Genomic DNA, 16,647 nt, shown 5'->3' on the forward strand with positions numbered 1-16,647 from the left:
GTACTCAGCGGTCGAGCAGCATCCTGTTGCGCGCATCGATCTGGTCTGCGGTCGCGGGGAAGTAGCTGCTGACACCGATGTGCTCGGCGTCGTGCTGTACCGCGTCGACGACCGGCCGGAGCGCGCGCTCGTAGTCAGCGAATGCCTGCTCGACGTCGCCGTCCGCGTCCCGAAGAGCGTCGTGGAGTGCAGTGGCGCCGATGATGGCGAGCGAGCCGCCCATCCCGGCGGCCGGGGAAGGGCAGTAACCGGCGTCGCCGACGAGTGCGACGCGGCCGGACGTCCACGCCGGCATCTTGATCTGGCTGAGCTTGTCGAAGTAGAAGGTCTCGGCGCCGATGGCCTCGTCGACGTGGTCCGAGAACGGCGAACCGGCCCGGAGCATGTGCTCGCGGAGGGTGCGCTTCTGTGCCGCTTCGTCGTGGTGGTCGAAGGGGATCTCCTGCTCGGAGCGGAAGCCGAGGACGAGGTCGGTGGTGGTGTCGTACGAGTTGACCAGCATCGTGACGCCCGGTGCGTTGGTGATCTGGGTCGTCTGCGGTTCGATGACGAGGTCGTCGAGGGTGGCGACGGAGAAGTACGTCCGCAGGAAGTGGCTGTACAGCGCTTCCTGCCCGAAGTGCAGTCGACGCACTGTGGAGTGGTTGCCGTCGCAGCCGAACACCATGGAGAAGTCCCGTTCGGTTCCGTCGCGGAAGGTGACGTGCACGCGCTCTTCGTCGGTCTCGTGCAGGGACGTGACCGAGTTGTTCCACAGCATCTCCACTTCGCCCTCGGTCGCGGCGGCGAGGATGTCGAGCAGGTCGTCGCGGTGGATCTCGTAGCCGTCGCCCGTCGATCCGGCCGAGGGAGGCACCGGATCCATTCGCGCGATGCGGTCTCCCTCCGGCGTCGTGAACTCCGTCACCCGCGGCGCGAGCGCCTTCGCCGAGATCTGCTCGAGCAGGCCCATCCGATCGACGATCGCGATGGTGTCGTCGCGGATGTCGACCGGGGTGCCGCCTCGCTTCAACCCGGGAGCGACCTCGACGATCGAGACGTCGTACCCGAGCCGACGCATCCACAGCGCGGTCGTGAGCCCAGCGAAACTCGCTCCTGCGATGAGGACCTGTTCCTGTGTCTGCGTGGTCATCGATCGTCCTCGTTCCTCGGTATCCACCGAACTTGTAGTGACTCTAAGTTCGGCCAACGTACCAGAACTTTGGGTCACTCAACGTTTCGTGTCAGACTCGGGGGATGGTGGAGTCGAGCGAGGGTGTTCCGTCGGGGCTGCGAGAGCGCAAGAAACGGGAGACCCGCGAGCGCCTGGGTGACGTTGCTGCACGGCTGTTCGCTGAGCACGGGTACGACGAGGTGTCGATGTCAGACGTGGCCCGAGCTGCAGGCGTCTCGGATCAGACCGTCTACAACTACTTCCCGACCAAACCCGATCTGGTGTTCGACCGAGCCGACGAGGTGCTCGAGAAGATCCGAGCTGCGGTTGCGGACCGAGGTGCGCAGCAGTCGCCCGCGGAAGCGATGCGCACCATCGTCCTCGAGGATGTTGATCGGTACGTCGCAGAGGACCCGGCCTTGGCGCGAGGGGAGTTCCCAGCGCAGTGCCGGCTCAGCGCGGTGCTCCGGCGACGGGCGCTGGAGTTCTACGACGAAGTCACGTCCGCGGTGGCAGCAGAACTGGCGGACACGGGTTTCGACTCGATGACCCGGCGTGCTCAGGCTGCCGCGCTCGTGGCCGTCGTGCAGCAGACCACCGAGGCCATCGGCGACGCGGTCCTCGCGGACGCCGACCGGGAATCGACCCGCAAGCGCTTGGTGGCCACGGCCGGAGCGGCGCTGGACCACCTGTCCACCTGGTGCACGTCGGCCTGATCCACGTCGAAGGACAGGGCGGGTGCGCGGAATGCATCCGATGCACCTGGTGGCCCTCTCATGGCGCGGGGCGTCGTACCGACCTACCGTCTACTTGTCAGACGATCGTCTGTCGAATAGGCCCTCTGGAAGGAACCTGCTCCATGCGTCACGCTCCTCGCCTCCGCCGGACCAACGCGCTGCTGATCACCGGCGGCGTCCTCACGGCGGCAGCGCTCGCTGTCGGGGCGGCCGGGCCCGTCTCCGCGGCCAACGCCGATGGCGCGGCGCCCGCCCAGTCCGTGGCCGCTGTGTCCTCGCCGTCCCGCGGTGACAGCTACGTGGCCCTCGGCGACTCGTACGCGGGCGGCTTCGGCGTCGCCCCCTACAGCTCGGGTCCGGCGGCCGGCTGCTTCCAGTCCACCACCGACTACCCGCACCAGGTCGCAGCATCCCTGGGACTCCAGCTCGACGATCGTGCCTGCGCCGGTGCCACCACCGGCAACATCTCCCGGGTCGCGCAGAAGACCGGAGCCGGAAGTGCCACCGCGCCCGTCCAGGCCGACGCGCTCTCCAAGGACACGGACGTCGTCACGGTGTCGATCGGCGGGAACGACCTGGGGTTCTCCGGCGTCATCGCGAACTGCGTCGCGCTGGACAAGGCCGGCCCGGTGTTCTCGGAGATCCACGGGAAGACCTACGACCACTGCAAGGACTACTACGCACCGGTCGTGCACGGCGTCACGCGGGATCGTCTCGCATCGCGCATCCGCACCGTCGTGGCACCGCGGCTCGCGTCGACGTTCCGCGTGATCGCGCAACGTGCTCCGCAGGCGAAGGTGTTCGTCGTCGGCTACCCGATGATCGCGCCGGGCTCGGCACAGTCCCCGAAGGGGTGCTTCTCGAGCCTCCTCGGTGACTCCGGACTCGAACCGCCGTTCCCGCAGAACGCGTTCCCCTTCACCGCGACCGACACCGCCTACTTCCACCGCACCCAGAACGCGCTCGACGGAGCGGTGAAGGCTGCGGCGAAGGCTCGTGGCTTCACCTACGTCTCGACGCTCCAGGGCTCTGCCGCGCACACGCCCTGTGCCGCGTCGGGCTCGGCATGGATGTCGGGACTCACCCTGACCGATCGCGGCACCGCCGCGAACAGCACGCCGCTGGCCGGGACGAAGTACAGCATCCTGTTCGGCGCACTCCACCCGAACGCCGCCGGCATCGCGTACCTGCGTGACCAGACCAAGGCCGCGATCGTCCGATCGCGCTGACGCACCAGCGCCTGTTCGTCGCGTCGTCGACGCGACCAGCAGGCGGACGGGAGGCCCGTTGCCAGCTGGCAACGGGCCTCCTGTCCGTCTCGTGTGGACCACCGGGCGTCAGTTCGCCAGCGCTCGACATGTTGTCGGACCGTGACCCGGCAGGGCGTCTCGTTGAGCCATGCTCGTCCTGTGCAGAAGCCACTGGTCCTCGCCGCCGCCGGACTCGCGCTGGTCGCGCTGCCGCTCCTGTCGGCGTGCAGCGAGCAGCCAGCTGACCCCATCGCGTCCGCCCGCACACTCGCCGATGCGCCCGAGTGGGTCAGCAACCCGAGCGGTACCGACTGCGGTGACGTGGAGCTCGAGGCCGACGGTGCGCTCCCTGCCGAGAGCCTGCGGTGTCTGCGGGACGCGAGCGAAGCGGGCGAGGTGGCCTCGCTCCAGTGGGTCCGGTGGACGACCGAGGGTGATCCGACCCCGTCCTTCGTCCGGACGGCTGGTGCAGGGGCCACGGTGGCGTCGACTGCGGCGTACGACACCTACGGCCAGGGTGGGTGGAGCGAGTACGGGTGCACGGACATCGCGGCGTTGCCGGGCTGCTCGGACGTGGGGGAGTAGGGGCGGTTCCGGTTGCGGATGGTCTTCGGAGACTGCTTTTCCTGAGTGAAGGCGTTCGCCGTGGGATGCTGATGCGGTGATCCTGCTGACCGAAGCCCTGCGAGGCGATTGGCTCGTGAAGCGAGCCGGTCGATGGGCGACCGTCGGCGGTGTCGCTGGCACGGGCTTCGAGGCGTACGCGCGGCTGCTGCACCCGGTGGATGCGCACCGTACTGACCCGAACACGGTCGACGAGTGGGGCAATCCCGTCGATGTTGAGCACACGCGTTGGCGGTGGGCTGAGGTTGCGCGCCGTAACGGCCGGGTGATGCATCCCCTGGTGCAGTGGTTCCGCATCAGCGATGACGAGCACACGAGGGACTGGTCGGATGGGTGGAGTGTCGGTCAGTCCGACGATGGGTGGTTCAACCCGGAGGACCTCGCGGTCCTGACCACGCACCTGCGGGCCGCGACGCGGAACCCGGACGACCTGGTCATCGGAGCATGGGAAGGCACCGGCAACCCGCCATGGGCCGAAGGAGGCCGGAACGCGCGCGCGCGGGCTCGCATGCAGATGCCGTGGCCCGGTCGGGACATGTGGTTGTTCAGCTCGAGCCTGCGCGAGCTTGCTGACCCATCGTGGGCGCAGCGCTCCGTCCCCGGATGGGGATGCAGTCGCCCCCAGCAGGAAGGGCCCTACACGTCGCTGATCTGGCCCGGGGATCACACCTGGGTCGTCGCTTCCGAGGAAGACTGGGACTCGACGATCGTCGCCGGCTCACGCGCACTCGTCGACAGCATCCTCGCGGACGATCACTTCGAGGCCTTCGAGGTGCACGAAGACGACGACCTGAGCTGGGACGGCGATCTCCTCAACCCCCGCCAACAGCCGACGTCAGAGCTCTGAGGCGACCAGACCCCGGTGGTGACGAGTCACCACACAACACGGTGCTCGGTGTCTTCGCGACTGAGTCCGAAGCGTCGAAGTTCAGCGACGAGGTAGAAGCACGATTCCCGCTGGGAGTCATCTACTCGCGCTTCGGGGCTGCGCCGGCGCGAACTCCGAATCGGCCTTGCTGGTTACCGCAAGATCGGTGAGGAACCGTCGTGTGGGCCGACGGTCCGGCAGTACGGTCCGGGAACAGCCTGACCCGAGGCTGCGAGAAGCCGACCCGAAGGCGACCCGATGGACAACTGCGACGAGCGACGGCCTGGCGCCCTCGCGTTCACGAAGCATCTCGGCGAGCAGTTCGGCGGTGATCTCCGGCGGACAAGAGCAGCTCCGGTCGCGCCACGAATCCGCGGCGCGGTGCAGGCGACTGCCGTGCGAGCGCACACCGCCGGCGGCTCGAACGGCGGACTCCGTCAGGTCGTTGCTGAGCCAGTCCCGTTGCGGTTCGAGATGGCGAGCACGGGGCTGTCCCTCACCGGCCTGGGGGTCGCGATCGGATGCGGAGTCGCGCGCACGATCGGCCCGCAGGTCCTGCCAGTCGCGAGGATCGTGGATCCCGAGGTGCGCGACGCGGAGCTCGACGAACGCGGCGGGTTCGAGGCACAGCTCGCCGAGGTGCTCACGGAGTCCTGGCCTCTCGTCGTCGAACTCGCTGCAGAGGAGCTAGCGGCGGACACCATCCTCATGCCCGTCGTCGGTGATCGTGTCCACTACAGCCGGGGTTCCGGGCACCTCATCGGGCTGCAGGGAGTCGTCGTCGTGTCCGATGACGGACAACCCCTGCCGCGCGGGCTGCGGTCCGTGCAGCTCGACGGTGAGGCGTGGCCGATCGTCGTCGCGGTGGCGTCCCTGGACCGGATCTAGCTGATGCTGCGAGCAGGTCCCGGCACGAGCACCACGATGCGCTCGTGCCGGGGCTGCCGTCAGACTGCCGGGTTGAGGAGGCGACCGGTGAACTCGCGCAGGGCCCGCACGGCCCGCTGCGACAGCGTCGCGTCGGGCACCATGCTCGTCGATCCGTGGAACGCTCCCGGCCACACGTGCAGTTCCGCCTGGACTCCTGCCGCCCACAGCGAGCTGGCGTAGGCGACGGTCTCGTCGCGGAACACCTCGGTGCTGCCGCAGTCGATGTACGCGGGTGGGAGCCCGGTGAGGTCGGTCGCGCGGCCCGGTGCGGCGTAGACGGAGACGTCCTCGCCACCCCGCCGGTCACCGAGGTAGGCGTCCCAGCCGAACCGTGTCATCTCCCGGTCGGCGACCCCGACACCGTCGAACTGCCGAGCCGACAGCGTCGCGTCGCGGTCGTCGAGCATGGGACTCACGAGCACCTGGCCGATGACGGAGGGCCCCTGTCGGTCGCGGGCCAGGAGGGCCGTGCCGGCGGCGAGACCGGCACCGGCGCTCTGCCCGACGAGGACGATGCGCTCCGGGTCGATGCCGAGTTCGTCGGCGTGCTCGGCTGCCCAGACGAGACCGGCGTAGCAGTCCTCGACCGGGTACGGGTCCGGGTGTTCCGGAGCCAGGCGGTAGTCCGGGCTGACCAGGACGACGTCGTGCACCAGCAGCCACTCGTCGTAGGAGTCGAGGTTGCCGAGGTGGTGGCCGAACATCATGCCGCCGCCGTGGATCGCGTAGGCCAGGGCAGACGTGCCGGTGCGGCCGGTGCGTTGGATCACGGCGAGGTCGATCGGGTCGCCGCGGTGCCCCGCGATCGTGATGCTGCTCCGCTCGAGGCCACGAGCACGCAGTCCTTCGTCGAGCTGCGCCTCCGTCATGTCCAGTTGTCGCATCTGCGGCAGCATCTGGGTCGTGAGGTGGAAGCGGCCTCGCGCGTCCATGGCCGTGAGGAAGGGCACGAACTCGGGATCGAACGGCGGGCGGGGGAGGGCGATGGTGTCAGGCACGGGAGGTCTCCTCGGTGATGGTGATCGGGTCGGGCTGTGCAGGCGTGGTGTTGGCAGGTTCGGACGAGGCCACGTCCTCTAGTTCGACGGCGGGCCGGGCTCGGAGCATGCCGACCACGACGAGCAGCGCTGCGACCGCGGCGAGACCGAGGCCGGCGACGGTGAGGGCGTCCTGGAAGCCCTCGAGCCGGGCGGTGGTCCAGGTGGTCGTGGTGATGCTCCCGGTGACGAAGGCGGCGACGATGGTCCCCGCCGCGGCGACGGCGGCACCGCCCGCGAGCTCGCTCGAGGTGTCGACGAGCGCCGCTCCGACGGAGGCGCGGTCCGCGGGCAGGCCCGTGAGGACGGACGCGCCGGCGACGACGCCGACGACCCGCATGCCGGCGGCGACGAGCACGAGCGCGACGAGCACCCACGGGTACCCGTGCCGGCTCAGGGCGCCGAAGACCGCGAGACCGGAGACGACCGAGACGGCGCTCATCCAGGCGGCGCGGCCCAGGCCGACCCGCTGCACGAACGGCCCGACGAAGCGGCCGCCGACGAGCAGCACGACCACCTGCGGCAGCGTCCCGACGGCGGCGAGGGCCGGCGGCCAGCCCCAGGCGAACTGCAGCTGCAGGGTCACGAGGTACGACAGTCCGGCGACGGCCAGACCCGACGCGGCCTTGAACGCGAGGCCGCTCGAGACGAGTGGTCGGGCGAGCAGGTGCAGGTCGATCAGCGGGTGCCGCGCGGTCCGCTCGCGGGCGACGAACCCCACAGCGCAGGTGACGGCGAGGGCGAGGACGGCCCACCCCCACCAGCCAGCGGCTCCGGACTCGACCAGGATCGTCGGCACCACGAGCGCTCCGGCCGTGGTCACGGTACCGAGCAGCGCTCCGACCACGTCGACCGGATGACGATGGAGCCCTGAATCCTCGTCGCGGGCGACACCGAGCCGGATGCCGACGAGTGCGAGGACCGCGATGGGCACGTCGGCCAGCAGCAGCACCTGCCACGGGGCGACGGCGAGCACGAACCCGCCGACGGTCGGCCCGATGGCCAGTCCCACGAGCCCGGCCGTCGAGATGACGGTGAGTGCCCGCACCCGGAGGCCTTCGTCGTCGAAGAGCCGGAACGCGAGCGCCATCGACCCGGGCGTCGTCATCGCCGCGGCGACGCCCATCGCGACGCGCACGGCGATCAGCTGCTCGGTCGACGTGACCACCGCCGTGGCGAGGCTCGCCAGGGCCAGCAGGACGAGCCCGGCGAGCATGACCCGGCGGCGTCCGATGCGGTCGGCGACGGCGCCGAACAGCAGCATCAGCCCTCCGAAGGCGACCGAGTAGGCACCCGAGACCCACTGCAGGCCCGTCGTCGACGAGCCCAGGTCGCGACCGATCGTCGGCAGGGCGACGTTGAGCACGGAGTTGTCGAGCATCTCGAACAGGAACACCGCGGACAGCCCAGCGAGGGCGATCCAGGCGTCGCGCAGACGAGGCGACGAGTCACCGCCGGGCGCGTGCCCGGTGGTGAGAGCGGGACTGGGGGACACGATGGCGCACTCCTTCGAGGGAAGAAGTGGCGACTCGTTCGATGCCGCGTGCTGGTGCGTCGCAGATCGCGGCGCCTTTTACCTCAGTGATCGAGACCATACACGGACTGCCCACTCGAGGAAAGTCCGCGGTCGACGTCCCGGTTGCTGCCGTCGCAGTTCGAGGTGGGAAGTGGCAGGACCTACCCTGGACGGATGCTCTCCCGCCGCGAAGCCGCCGTCCGGCTCGACATCCCCCTCGAGATGGCGACCCGCCACGGCATCCCGTCGCGCCTGAGCGAAGCGGAGCTCGACGCGATCGAGCAGGACCCGCCCGCCTGGCTCGTGCAGTCCCGGGCCAACCGCACCGGCACGAAGAAGGTCTGGACGCGCCTGGAGTGCGTGGTCTGCGGCTTCGACGAAGAGGCGCGCCCGAAGAAGTGGTGGCCCGAGTGGGACTACCTGATGTGCGACTACCACGCCCCGTACCAGGCGCCCGAGCCCACGGCCGGCCTGACGCGGCGTGAGGTCGAGGGCATCGGCAGCCGCTTCATCGCGCTCGTCGACGAGAAGCTCTGAGCAGCAGCACGATGCGCCTGCTGAGCGAGGCATCGCGGGGCGACTGGCTCGTCGCGCGTGCCGGACGCTGGGCGAGTGTCGGTGGCGTCGCGGGCACCGGGTTCGAGGCGTACGCACGCCTGTTGCACCCGGTCGGCGCGCATCGGGCGGACCTCGACACCACGGACGAGTGGGGCGACCACCCGGACGTCGAACACACCCGCTGGCGGTGGTCGGAGGTCGCGCGCCGCAACGACCGCGTGATGCACCCCCTGGTGCAGTGGCAACGCCTGACCGACGACGAGCAGACGACGTCGTGGGCCGACGGCTGGCGCGTGGACCAGTCGGACGACGGGTGGTTCGACCCGCAGGACCTCGCCGTCCTCACCCCGCACCTGCGGAGCGCGACGTCGACCCCCGGAGACCTGGTCGTCGGAGCGTGGGAGGGGACGGGCGGGCCGCCGTCCGCTGAACGCCGGCACCGGATCCGACGTGCGCGGGGCTTGATGGCCTGGCCCGCGCGGGACACCTGGCTCTTCAGTGCGACCCTGGACGAGCTCGTCGATCCGTCGTGGGCGCAGCGGGCGGTCCCGGGTTGGGAGAGCTTCGGGCTGCACGGCCAGGTGGCGCCGCACACGACGTTCATCTGGCCGGAGGACCACGCGTGGGTCGTCGCCGCCGAGGAGGACTGGGACTCGACGATCGTCGCCGGATCGCGCGCGCTCGTCGACCGCGTGCTCGACGACGGCCGGTTCGAGGCGTTCGAGGTCCGCGAGCCCGACGACCTGTCGTGGGACGGAGACCTGCTGAACCCACGCAGGTCTCCTCGCCCCGAGGGCTGAGCGGCCCCACCGCGTCGTCCGGAACCCGCCAGCTCGTCCGCGCTCGGACCGCTGGGATCGAGGGGTGAACACCACTTCGACCAGAGCCGCGACCTTCCACGGCCTCCACGACCACCGATCCCGGCCACTCGTCCTCGTCAACGTCTGGGACGCCGCGAGCGCCCGACTCGTCGAGGACGCCGGCGCGACCGCGATCGCCACGACCAGTGCGGGCGTCGCCTGGTCCCTCGGGCGACCGGACGGGAACACCCTGACCCGTGCGGAAGCGATGGACGCGGTCGCGCGGATCGCGGCTTCGGTGTCGGTGCCGATCACCGTCGACATCGAGTCCGGGTACGCCGACGACGCGGACGGCGTGGCGCGCACGGTGGACGCGGTGCTCGAAGCGGGCGCCGTCGGGATCAACATCGAGGACGGCAGGTTGCATCCGGATGCGCTCGCCGACCGGATCGGGGCGGCCCGGCGCGCGGCGGAACGAGCCGGGGTGCCCCTGTTCGTCAATGCACGGACCGACGTCCACCTCGCCGGTCTCGTCGATCCCGAACGGCTCCTGGCCGAGACGCTCGAGCGAGCTCGTCGCTACCGCGGAGCCGGCGCTGACGGCGTGTTCGTCCCCGGAGTCCGAGACGTCGAGACCATCCGTGCGCTGGTGGAGTCGATCGACGGCCCGGTGAACGTGATGGCCGGTCCGGGGTCGCCGACCGTGGCGGAACTCGCCCGGCTCGGGGTGGCCCGCATCAGTCTCGGTTCCGCCGTCGCGCAGGCCGCGTACGCCGTCGTTCGGCAGGCCACGGCCGAGCTGCGGACCACCGGCACCTACGACTCGCTGGCGGGCGGCGTGGACTACGCGGACCTGAACGCGCTCTTCTGAGCGGCGCGCGACGCCCTGAACGCGACCACACGGACGGACGGGAGGCCCGGTGCCAGCTGGCACCGGGCCTCCCGTCCGTCGTGGTGCGGACCTGCGGACGCTACTCGGTCGTCGAGACCCAGTCGATGAGCAGGTTGCCCTTCTCGCCCCAGTTGCCGACCTGGAACATGAAGCGGTGCGGGGTCGTCGGCACGTCGTGCGTGACGGTGCCCAGGACCTTGCCGTCGACGCTGTAGGTCACGGACTCACCGGGGACCCAGTCGACCTTGTAGGTGTGCCAGTCGCGCCACGAGACGCCGGTGCCGAGCTGGACGCGCTCGGCTTCCTTGCCCGGGGTCATCGAGTGGTGGAACACCGAGGGGCTTTCCTCGAAGTTGCCCTCGGGGAAGTCGATCTCGCCGTCGGCCCACACGTTCGACGTCGGCCACAGCATGAAGGCCGCGCCGTTGCCGTCGCCGCCGGTCGCCTTCGCGCGGACCGAGAACGAGCCGCCGACGTGGTCCCAGGCGCCGTCGGAGGAGCCGAAGGTGCCGGCCGCTCCGGCGCCGGTGCCGAGGGCGACGTCCATCACACCGTCGTGCACCGACACGGTCTTGCTCGGCGCGTAGATGCCCGAGGTGCCGTCGGGGTAGGGCTGCCACGACTGCGGGTACAGCGACTGGACGAGGCCGGTGACGGCGTCCTTGCTGAAGTCCTCGACGAACGGGGCGTCCGGTGCGATCGCGGACAGGTCCGCGGGGGAGGCCTCAGCCTCGGGTGCCGCTTCCGGCGCGACCTCGGACTCGGGCTCGGCCTCTGCATCGGGCGCGGGCTCGGCCACGGGGGCGGAGTCCTCGATCGGCGCGGAGTCCTGCTCGGGCTCCGTGTCCGGGGCCCACTCGTCGGTGGGGGCCGGGGTCTCCGTCTCGTCCGGGGCCGGCGTCGGGGTGGGGTTCACCGGTGCGTTGTGCCAGCGGCGCTCGCCGTCCCAGCCCCACCAGGTGCGGGCGGAGGCGGCGGTGGGGACGCCGAGGACCAGGGCGCCGGCGGTCGCGACCGCCAGGATCGCGCGGTGGCGGATCATCGGGTGCCCCCTCGGGTGACCGGGGGTGTGGGGGTGGTCCGTGGGGTCGTGTCGCGCGAGGGCGTGCACGTGCTTCGGGTCGAGATGTCGGGCTCCTCGTGGATGCTCGGGCGCAGGATGCGGGGAGGGACGGACGCACCAGCCGGCCGGATGCCGAGGGTTTCGTTGACACGTCCACGGACATCTTGCATCATTTGTGACCCGTTCGGGGGGCGTCACGGAAATCGACCGACGAACGCCCGGTGTCCGCCGCCCGAACGTGCACGATGCAACGCGCGGGGAGCTGACCGCTCAGGCCCGGGGGATCGGCTGCAACCGCTGCAGCTGCGTCACGTGCCCCGGCTCGAGCTCGTCGAGCGAGGCCACCCCGAGCAGCCGCATGGTCCGCTCGATCTGCTCGGACAGGATCTGGATCATCCGGTCCACCCCGGCCTCGCCGCCCGCCATCAGCCCGTACAGGTAGGCGCGGCCGACCATCGTGAACGTCGCGCCGAGTGCGACCGCGGCCACGATGTCGGCGCCGGACATGATGCCCGTGTCGAGGTGCACCTCGGTGTCCTTCCCGACCTCCTTCACCACGGAGGGCAGCAGGTGGAAGGGCACCGGGGCGCGGTCCAGCTGCCGGCCACCGTGGTTCGACAGCGTGATGCCGTCGACGCCCAGGTCGGCCAGGCGCTTGGCGTCCGCCAGGGACTGCACGCCCTTCACGACGATCTTGCCCTGCCACTGGTCACGGATCCAGGCGAGGTCCTCGTAGGTGACGGTCGGGTCGAACATGTGGTCGAGCAGCTCGCCGACGGTGCCGGACCAGCGGTCGAGTGACGCGAACGACAGCGGTTCGGTGGTCAGGAAGTCGAACCACCACCACGGCCGCGGGATCGCGTTCACCACGGTCCGGGCACTCAGCTGCGGCGGGATCGAGAACCCGTTCCGCTTGTCCCGCAGCCGTGCACCCGCGACGGGGACGTCCACGGTCACGAGCAGGGTGTCGAAGCCTGCCTGCTGGGCGCGGGAGACCAGCGCCATCGACTTCTCGCGGTCCTTCCACATGTACAGCTGGAACCAGTTGCGCCCGTGCGGGTTGGCGTCGCGGACGTCCTCGATCGCGGTGGTGCCCATCGTGGAGAGCGAGAACGGGATACCGGCACGTCCGGCGGCCCGGGCACCGGCCCGCTCGCCCTCGGTCTGCATCATCCGCGTGAAGCCCGTCGGCGCGATGCCGAACGGGTGCGACACCGGCGCCCCGAGCACCTGACGCGAGGTGTCCACCCTCGACACGTCCCGCAGGATCGCCGGGGTGAACTCGATGTCCTCGAACGCCTGCCGCGCGCGGGCCAGTGAGATCTCCGCCTCGGCCGCGCCCTCGGTGTAGTCGAACGCGGCCTTCGGGGTGCGGCGGGCGGCGATGTCCCGCAGGTCCCAGATGGTCAGGGCCTGTTCGAGGCGCTGACGCCGACCCGGCAGTGAGGGCTTCTTGAACTGCATGAGCGGCGCGAGGTCCCGCACCGTCGGCAGCTGCCGCTTGACCCGCGTGCGAGCTGCGGACGCGGACCCGGTCGCGGGCGCGGGTGCGCCGGTTGCGGGGTCGATCCGGTGCTGGTCGTCGGTCGTGGTCATGCGTGGCTCCTGACGGGGGATCGATCGGGATCGGCGCGCGACGACGCCGACGGGGTGTACCGCACGGGCTCGACGCTCCGTGCGACGATGCTGCGGAGTGCCTCCAGTGAAGCCCCTCCGAGGCCCGCGAGTCCAGCGGCGCGCGCTTGCACCAGCACGTTGCCGAGTGCGGTGGCCTCGACCGGTCCGGCCACGACCGGCAGGCCGGTGCGGTCCGCGGTCAGCTGGCAGAGCAGCCGGTTCTGCGAGCCGCCGCCCACGACGTGCACGACCCGGATGGTCTTGCCGGTCACGTCGGCGATGGTGCGCAGGGTCTCGGCGTACGCCGTCGCGAGGGACTCGAGGATGCTCCGGACGAACTCCGCCCGCGACGCGGGGGCGCTCAGCCCGTGCGCCGCGCACCACGCGGCGATCCGCGCCGGCATGTCGCCCGGCGCCGTGAACGACTCGTCCGCGGGGTCGAAGACGGGGACCGGGGCGGTGACGGCCGCGGCGGAGGCGAGCAGGGCCTCCAGGTCGACGTGGTCGCCACCGCGCTCCCAGGTGCGGACGCTCTCCGACAGCAACCACAGTCCGGACACGTTCTTCAGGAACCGGACGCGGCCGTCGACACCGCCCTCGTTCGTGCAGTTCGCGCGTCGTGCCGCGTCCGACAGGACGGGCGCGTCGAGCTCGACGCCGACGAGCGACCACGTGCCCGACGAGATGTAGGCGAAGTCCGGCTCCGTCGCGGGGACCGCGACGACGGCGCTCGCCGTGTCGTGCGAACCGACCAGCGTCACGTCGGCCTGCCCGCCGACGAGCGCGGCGACGGACGGCAGCAGGGGGCCGAGTCGGTCGCCCGGGTCGCGCAGCGTGGGCAGCAGCCCGGCCGGGAGGCCCGCAGCAGCCCGCACCGCCGGGTCCCACCCACGGGTGGTCGCGTTCAGGGCCCCGGTCGTCGAGGCGTTCGTGCGCTCGGCCGCCTCGACCCCCGTCAGCCAGTACCCGAGCAGGTCGGGGACGAGCAGCGCACGCTGCGCGAGCTGCAGCGACGGGTCGGCAGCCCACTGGAACAGGGTGTTGAACGGCAGGTGCTGCAGGCCGTTCCGGGCGTACAGCTCGGTGGCGGCCATCCGGTCGTGCACGGGGACGACACCGCCCAGGTGCCGGTCGTCGCGGTAGTGCGACGGCAGCCCGAGCAGTCGGCCGTCGCGGAGCAGGCCGTAGTCGACCGCCCACGAGTCGATGCCGATGCTGGCGATCGCGGGGTGCTCGGCGAACGCACGCCGCAGCCCCTCGGTCACCTGTCGGTACAGCTCGACGACGTCCCAGTGCAGGGTGTCGCGGCCGGTGTCGGCGTCGCCCTCGTGCAGGGTGACGGGGCCGTTCGGGAACCGTGCGACGTGGTCCATCCTGACCCCGTCCTGGTCGACGTGGCCGACGATCACCCGGCCGCTGGTCGCCCCGAGGTCGACCGCGGCGACGCTGCCGCTGGTGTGCATGCCGTGCTCCTGCTCGGTTCGTTGGTCGTCGCTCGTTGGTCGTCGGTCGTCGCTACCGCAGGAAGGCCGCGGCGACGCCGGCGTCGACGGGCACGTGCAGGCCGGTGGTGTGCGAGAAGTCGTCGGTGCAGATGGCGTAGACGGCGTTCGCGACGTTCTCGGGCACGACCTCGCGCTTCAGGATCGTGCGCTGCGCGTAGAACTTGCCGAGGTCCTGCTCCTCGATGCCGTACGTCTTGGCGCGGTTGGCGCCCCAGCCGCTCGCGAAGATGCCGGAGCCGCGCACGACGCCGTCGGGGTTGATGCCGTTGACGCGGACGCCGTGCTCCCCGAGCTCGGCCGCGAGCAGCCGCACCTGGTGGGCCTGGTCGGCCTTCGTGGCGGAGTACGCGATGTTGTTCGGCCCGGCGAACACCGAGTTCTTCGACGAGATGTAGACGATGTCGCCGCCCAGGCCCTGCTCGATGAGCACCTTCGCCGCGGCCTTCGACACCAGGAACGAACCCTTCGCCATCACGTCGTGCTGCAGGTCCCAGTCCTGCTCGGTGGTCTCGAGCAGGCTCTTGGACAGCGAAAGACCCGCGTTGTTCACGACGAGGTCGAGGCCGCCGAAGTGCAGCAGCGTCTGCTGGATCGCCTGGTCGATCGCGGCGGCGTCCGTCACGTTCGCGGCGACGCCGATCGCGCGGTCGCTGTTGCCGATCTCGGCGGCGGTCTCCTGTGCCTTCGCCAGGTCGAGGTCGGCGATGACGACGGCGGCGCCCTCGGCCGCCAGGCGCTTCGCGATCGCCTTGCCGATGCCCGACGCCGCCCCGGTGACGAGGGCGATACGCGTCGCGAGCTTCCTGGGTGCGGGCATCCGCTGCAGCTTCGCCTCTTCGAGGGCCCAGTACTCGATCCGGAACTTCTCGGCCTCGTCGATGGGGGCGTAGGTGCTGACGGACTCGGCACCGCGCATCACGTTGATGGCGTTGACGTAGAACTCACCGGCGACCCGGGCGGTCTGGGCGTCCTTGCCGTACGAGAACATCCCGACACCGGGCACCAGCACGATGAGCGGGTCGGCGCCGCGGATCGCGGGGGAGTCCGGCATCGCGTGCCGGTCGTAGTAGGCCTGGTAGTCCGCGCGGTACTGCTCGTGCAGTTGGTGCAGGCGTGCGGTCTGCTCCTCGACGGAGGCCGTTGCGGGCAGGTCGAGGATGAGCGGCTTGACCTTGGTGCGCAGGAAGTGGTCCGGGCAGCTCGTGCCGAGGGCCGCGAGTGCTTCGGCGCGCTCGCTCGCCAGGAACTCGAGCACGACGTCGCTGTCGGTGAAGTGCCCGACGACCGGCTTGTCGTGCCCGGCGATGCCGCGGATCGTCGGGGCGAGGGCGGCGGCGCGTGCGCGACGTTCGTCGGTCGGCAGTGCTTCGAACCCCGCTCGGAGGCCGCCGAACGGGTCCGCCGTGCCGTGCTCCGCGAGGTACTGCTCGGCGGTGTCGATGATCCAGCGGGAGTTCGCCTCGGCCTCGTCGCTCGTGTCTCCCCACGCGGTGATCCCGTGGCCGCCCAGGATCGTGCCGATCGCCTGCGGATGGTCACGCTTGACGCCTGCGATGTCGAGCCCGAGCTGGAACCCGGGCCGGCGCCACGGCACCCAGACGACCCGGTCGCCGAAGATCCGCTCGGTCAGGGCCGGACCGTCCGCCGCCGTGGCGATCGCGATGCCGGCGTCGGGGTGCAGGTGGTCGACGTGGGCGGCGTCGACGAGGGCGTGCATCGCGGTGTCGATCGACGGCGCAGCACCGCCCTTGCCGTGCAGCGTGTAGTCGAACGCGGCGACCATCTCGTCCTCGCGCTCGACCCCGGGGTAGACGTCCTGGAGGGCACGGACGCGATCGACGCGCAGGACCGCGAGGCCCGCCGGAGTGAGGGTGCCGAGGTCGCCCCCGGAGCCCTTCACCCAGAGCAGCTCGACCGGTTCGCCCGTGACGGGGTCGGTGTCGGTGCCCTTGGCGGAGGTGTTCCCGCCCGCGTAGTTCGTGATCCGCGGATCCGAGCCGAGCGCGTTCGAGCGCGCGACCAGCGCCCGGATCGTGGTGTCTGCGTCGGTGCCGTGCATTGCGGGGTCCACCCGTGCCTCCACTGTGTTCGTCATGT

Annotated in this window: 15 protein-coding genes; 8 read left to right on the forward strand and 7 right to left on the reverse strand. The window is 70.8% G+C overall.

Annotated elements, in window-relative coordinates:
• Positions 1 to 4: 4 nt before the first annotated feature.
• Entirely contained in the window at positions 5 to 1,132 is a 1,128-nt protein-coding gene (locus tag DEJ12_RS10435) for an FAD-dependent monooxygenase (RefSeq protein WP_111029950.1), read from the reverse strand.
• A gap of 104 nt (positions 1,133 to 1,236) precedes the next feature.
• Between DEJ12_RS10435 and DEJ12_RS10440 the strand changes: the two genes are divergently transcribed.
• The 5 genes from DEJ12_RS10440 (at position 1,237) to DEJ12_RS17840 (ending at position 5,520) form a co-directional block, all read left to right on the forward strand.
• Entirely contained in the window at positions 1,237 to 1,869 is a 633-nt protein-coding gene (locus DEJ12_RS10440) for a TetR/AcrR family transcriptional regulator (protein WP_111029951.1), read from the forward strand.
• Between the two features lie 143 nt (positions 1,870 to 2,012).
• Entirely contained in the window at positions 2,013 to 3,119 is a 1,107-nt protein-coding gene (locus tag DEJ12_RS10445) for an SGNH/GDSL hydrolase family protein (protein WP_111029952.1), read from the forward strand.
• Positions 3,120 to 3,299: 180 nt separating this feature from the next.
• Positions 3,300 to 3,725: a hypothetical protein gene (locus DEJ12_RS10450; protein ID WP_111029953.1), complete on the forward strand. Its 426-nt coding sequence runs from the start codon at positions 3,300 to 3,302 to the stop codon at positions 3,723 to 3,725.
• A gap of 76 nt (positions 3,726 to 3,801) precedes the next feature.
• On the forward strand, positions 3,802 to 4,611 hold the full coding sequence (locus tag DEJ12_RS18030; protein WP_111105242.1) for a hypothetical protein: 810 nt from the start codon (positions 3,802 to 3,804) through the stop codon (positions 4,609 to 4,611).
• A 606-nt stretch (positions 4,612 to 5,217) separates the two neighbouring features.
• A complete protein-coding gene (locus DEJ12_RS17840) occupies positions 5,218 to 5,520 on the forward strand; it encodes a hypothetical protein (protein WP_146245595.1) in 303 nt (100 codons plus the stop codon).
• Between the two features lie 59 nt (positions 5,521 to 5,579).
• Here DEJ12_RS17840 and DEJ12_RS10465 read toward each other — a convergent pair whose 3' ends face one another.
• Together DEJ12_RS10465 and DEJ12_RS10470 are read right to left on the reverse strand one after the other, a co-directional pair.
• Complete coding sequence (locus tag DEJ12_RS10465) at positions 5,580 to 6,560, reverse strand: alpha/beta hydrolase (protein ID WP_111029955.1); 981 nt, start codon at positions 6,558 to 6,560, stop codon at positions 5,580 to 5,582.
• Complete coding sequence (locus DEJ12_RS10470) at positions 6,553 to 8,094, reverse strand: MFS transporter (RefSeq protein ID WP_309147047.1); 1,542 nt, start codon at positions 8,092 to 8,094, stop codon at positions 6,553 to 6,555. The genes DEJ12_RS10465 and DEJ12_RS10470 overlap by 8 nt, the downstream gene beginning before the upstream one ends.
• A 195-nt stretch (positions 8,095 to 8,289) precedes the next feature.
• Between DEJ12_RS10470 and DEJ12_RS10475 the strand changes: the two genes are divergently transcribed.
• From DEJ12_RS10475 to DEJ12_RS10485, 3 genes are all read left to right on the forward strand, one after another.
• Positions 8,290 to 8,652, forward strand: coding sequence for a hypothetical protein (locus tag DEJ12_RS10475; protein WP_111022117.1), 363 nt, complete (start codon positions 8,290 to 8,292; stop codon positions 8,650 to 8,652).
• 11 nt (positions 8,653 to 8,663) lie between these two features.
• Positions 8,664 to 9,473 (forward strand): hypothetical protein, encoded by an 810-nt coding sequence (locus DEJ12_RS10480; protein WP_111029956.1) that lies wholly within the window; start codon positions 8,664 to 8,666, stop codon positions 9,471 to 9,473.
• 64 nt (positions 9,474 to 9,537) lie between these two features.
• On the forward strand, positions 9,538 to 10,344 hold the full coding sequence (locus DEJ12_RS10485; RefSeq protein WP_111029957.1) for an isocitrate lyase/phosphoenolpyruvate mutase family protein: 807 nt from the start codon (positions 9,538 to 9,540) through the stop codon (positions 10,342 to 10,344).
• 100 nt (positions 10,345 to 10,444) lie between these two features.
• Here the strand turns inward: DEJ12_RS10485 and DEJ12_RS18225 are convergent, their stop codons facing one another.
• The 4 genes from DEJ12_RS18225 to DEJ12_RS10505 all read right to left on the reverse strand — a co-directional run bounded on the left by DEJ12_RS18225 (position 10,445) and on the right by DEJ12_RS10505 (position 16,609).
• Positions 10,445 to 11,407, reverse strand: a complete 963-nt coding sequence (locus DEJ12_RS18225) for a family 16 glycosylhydrolase (protein ID WP_258370609.1) — start codon at positions 11,405 to 11,407, stop codon at positions 10,445 to 10,447.
• A 291-nt stretch (positions 11,408 to 11,698) separates the two neighbouring features.
• On the reverse strand, positions 11,699 to 13,024 hold the full coding sequence (locus DEJ12_RS10495; RefSeq protein WP_181433153.1) for an alpha-hydroxy acid oxidase: 1,326 nt from the start codon (positions 13,022 to 13,024) through the stop codon (positions 11,699 to 11,701).
• Complete coding sequence (locus tag DEJ12_RS10500; RefSeq protein ID WP_111029958.1) at positions 13,021 to 14,508, reverse strand: rhamnulokinase family protein; 1,488 nt, start codon at positions 14,506 to 14,508, stop codon at positions 13,021 to 13,023. Before DEJ12_RS10500 ends, DEJ12_RS10495 begins: the two co-directional genes overlap by 4 nt.
• A gap of 52 nt (positions 14,509 to 14,560) precedes the next feature.
• Positions 14,561 to 16,609, reverse strand: a complete 2,049-nt coding sequence (locus DEJ12_RS10505) for a bifunctional aldolase/short-chain dehydrogenase (RefSeq protein ID WP_111029959.1) — start codon at positions 16,607 to 16,609, stop codon at positions 14,561 to 14,563.
• Positions 16,610 to 16,647 lie beyond the last annotated feature (38 nt).

The sequence above is a fragment of the Curtobacterium sp. MCLR17_059 genome (assembly GCF_003234665.1).
Taxonomy (GTDB): Bacteria; Actinomycetota; Actinomycetes; order Actinomycetales; family Microbacteriaceae; genus Curtobacterium; species Curtobacterium flaccumfaciens.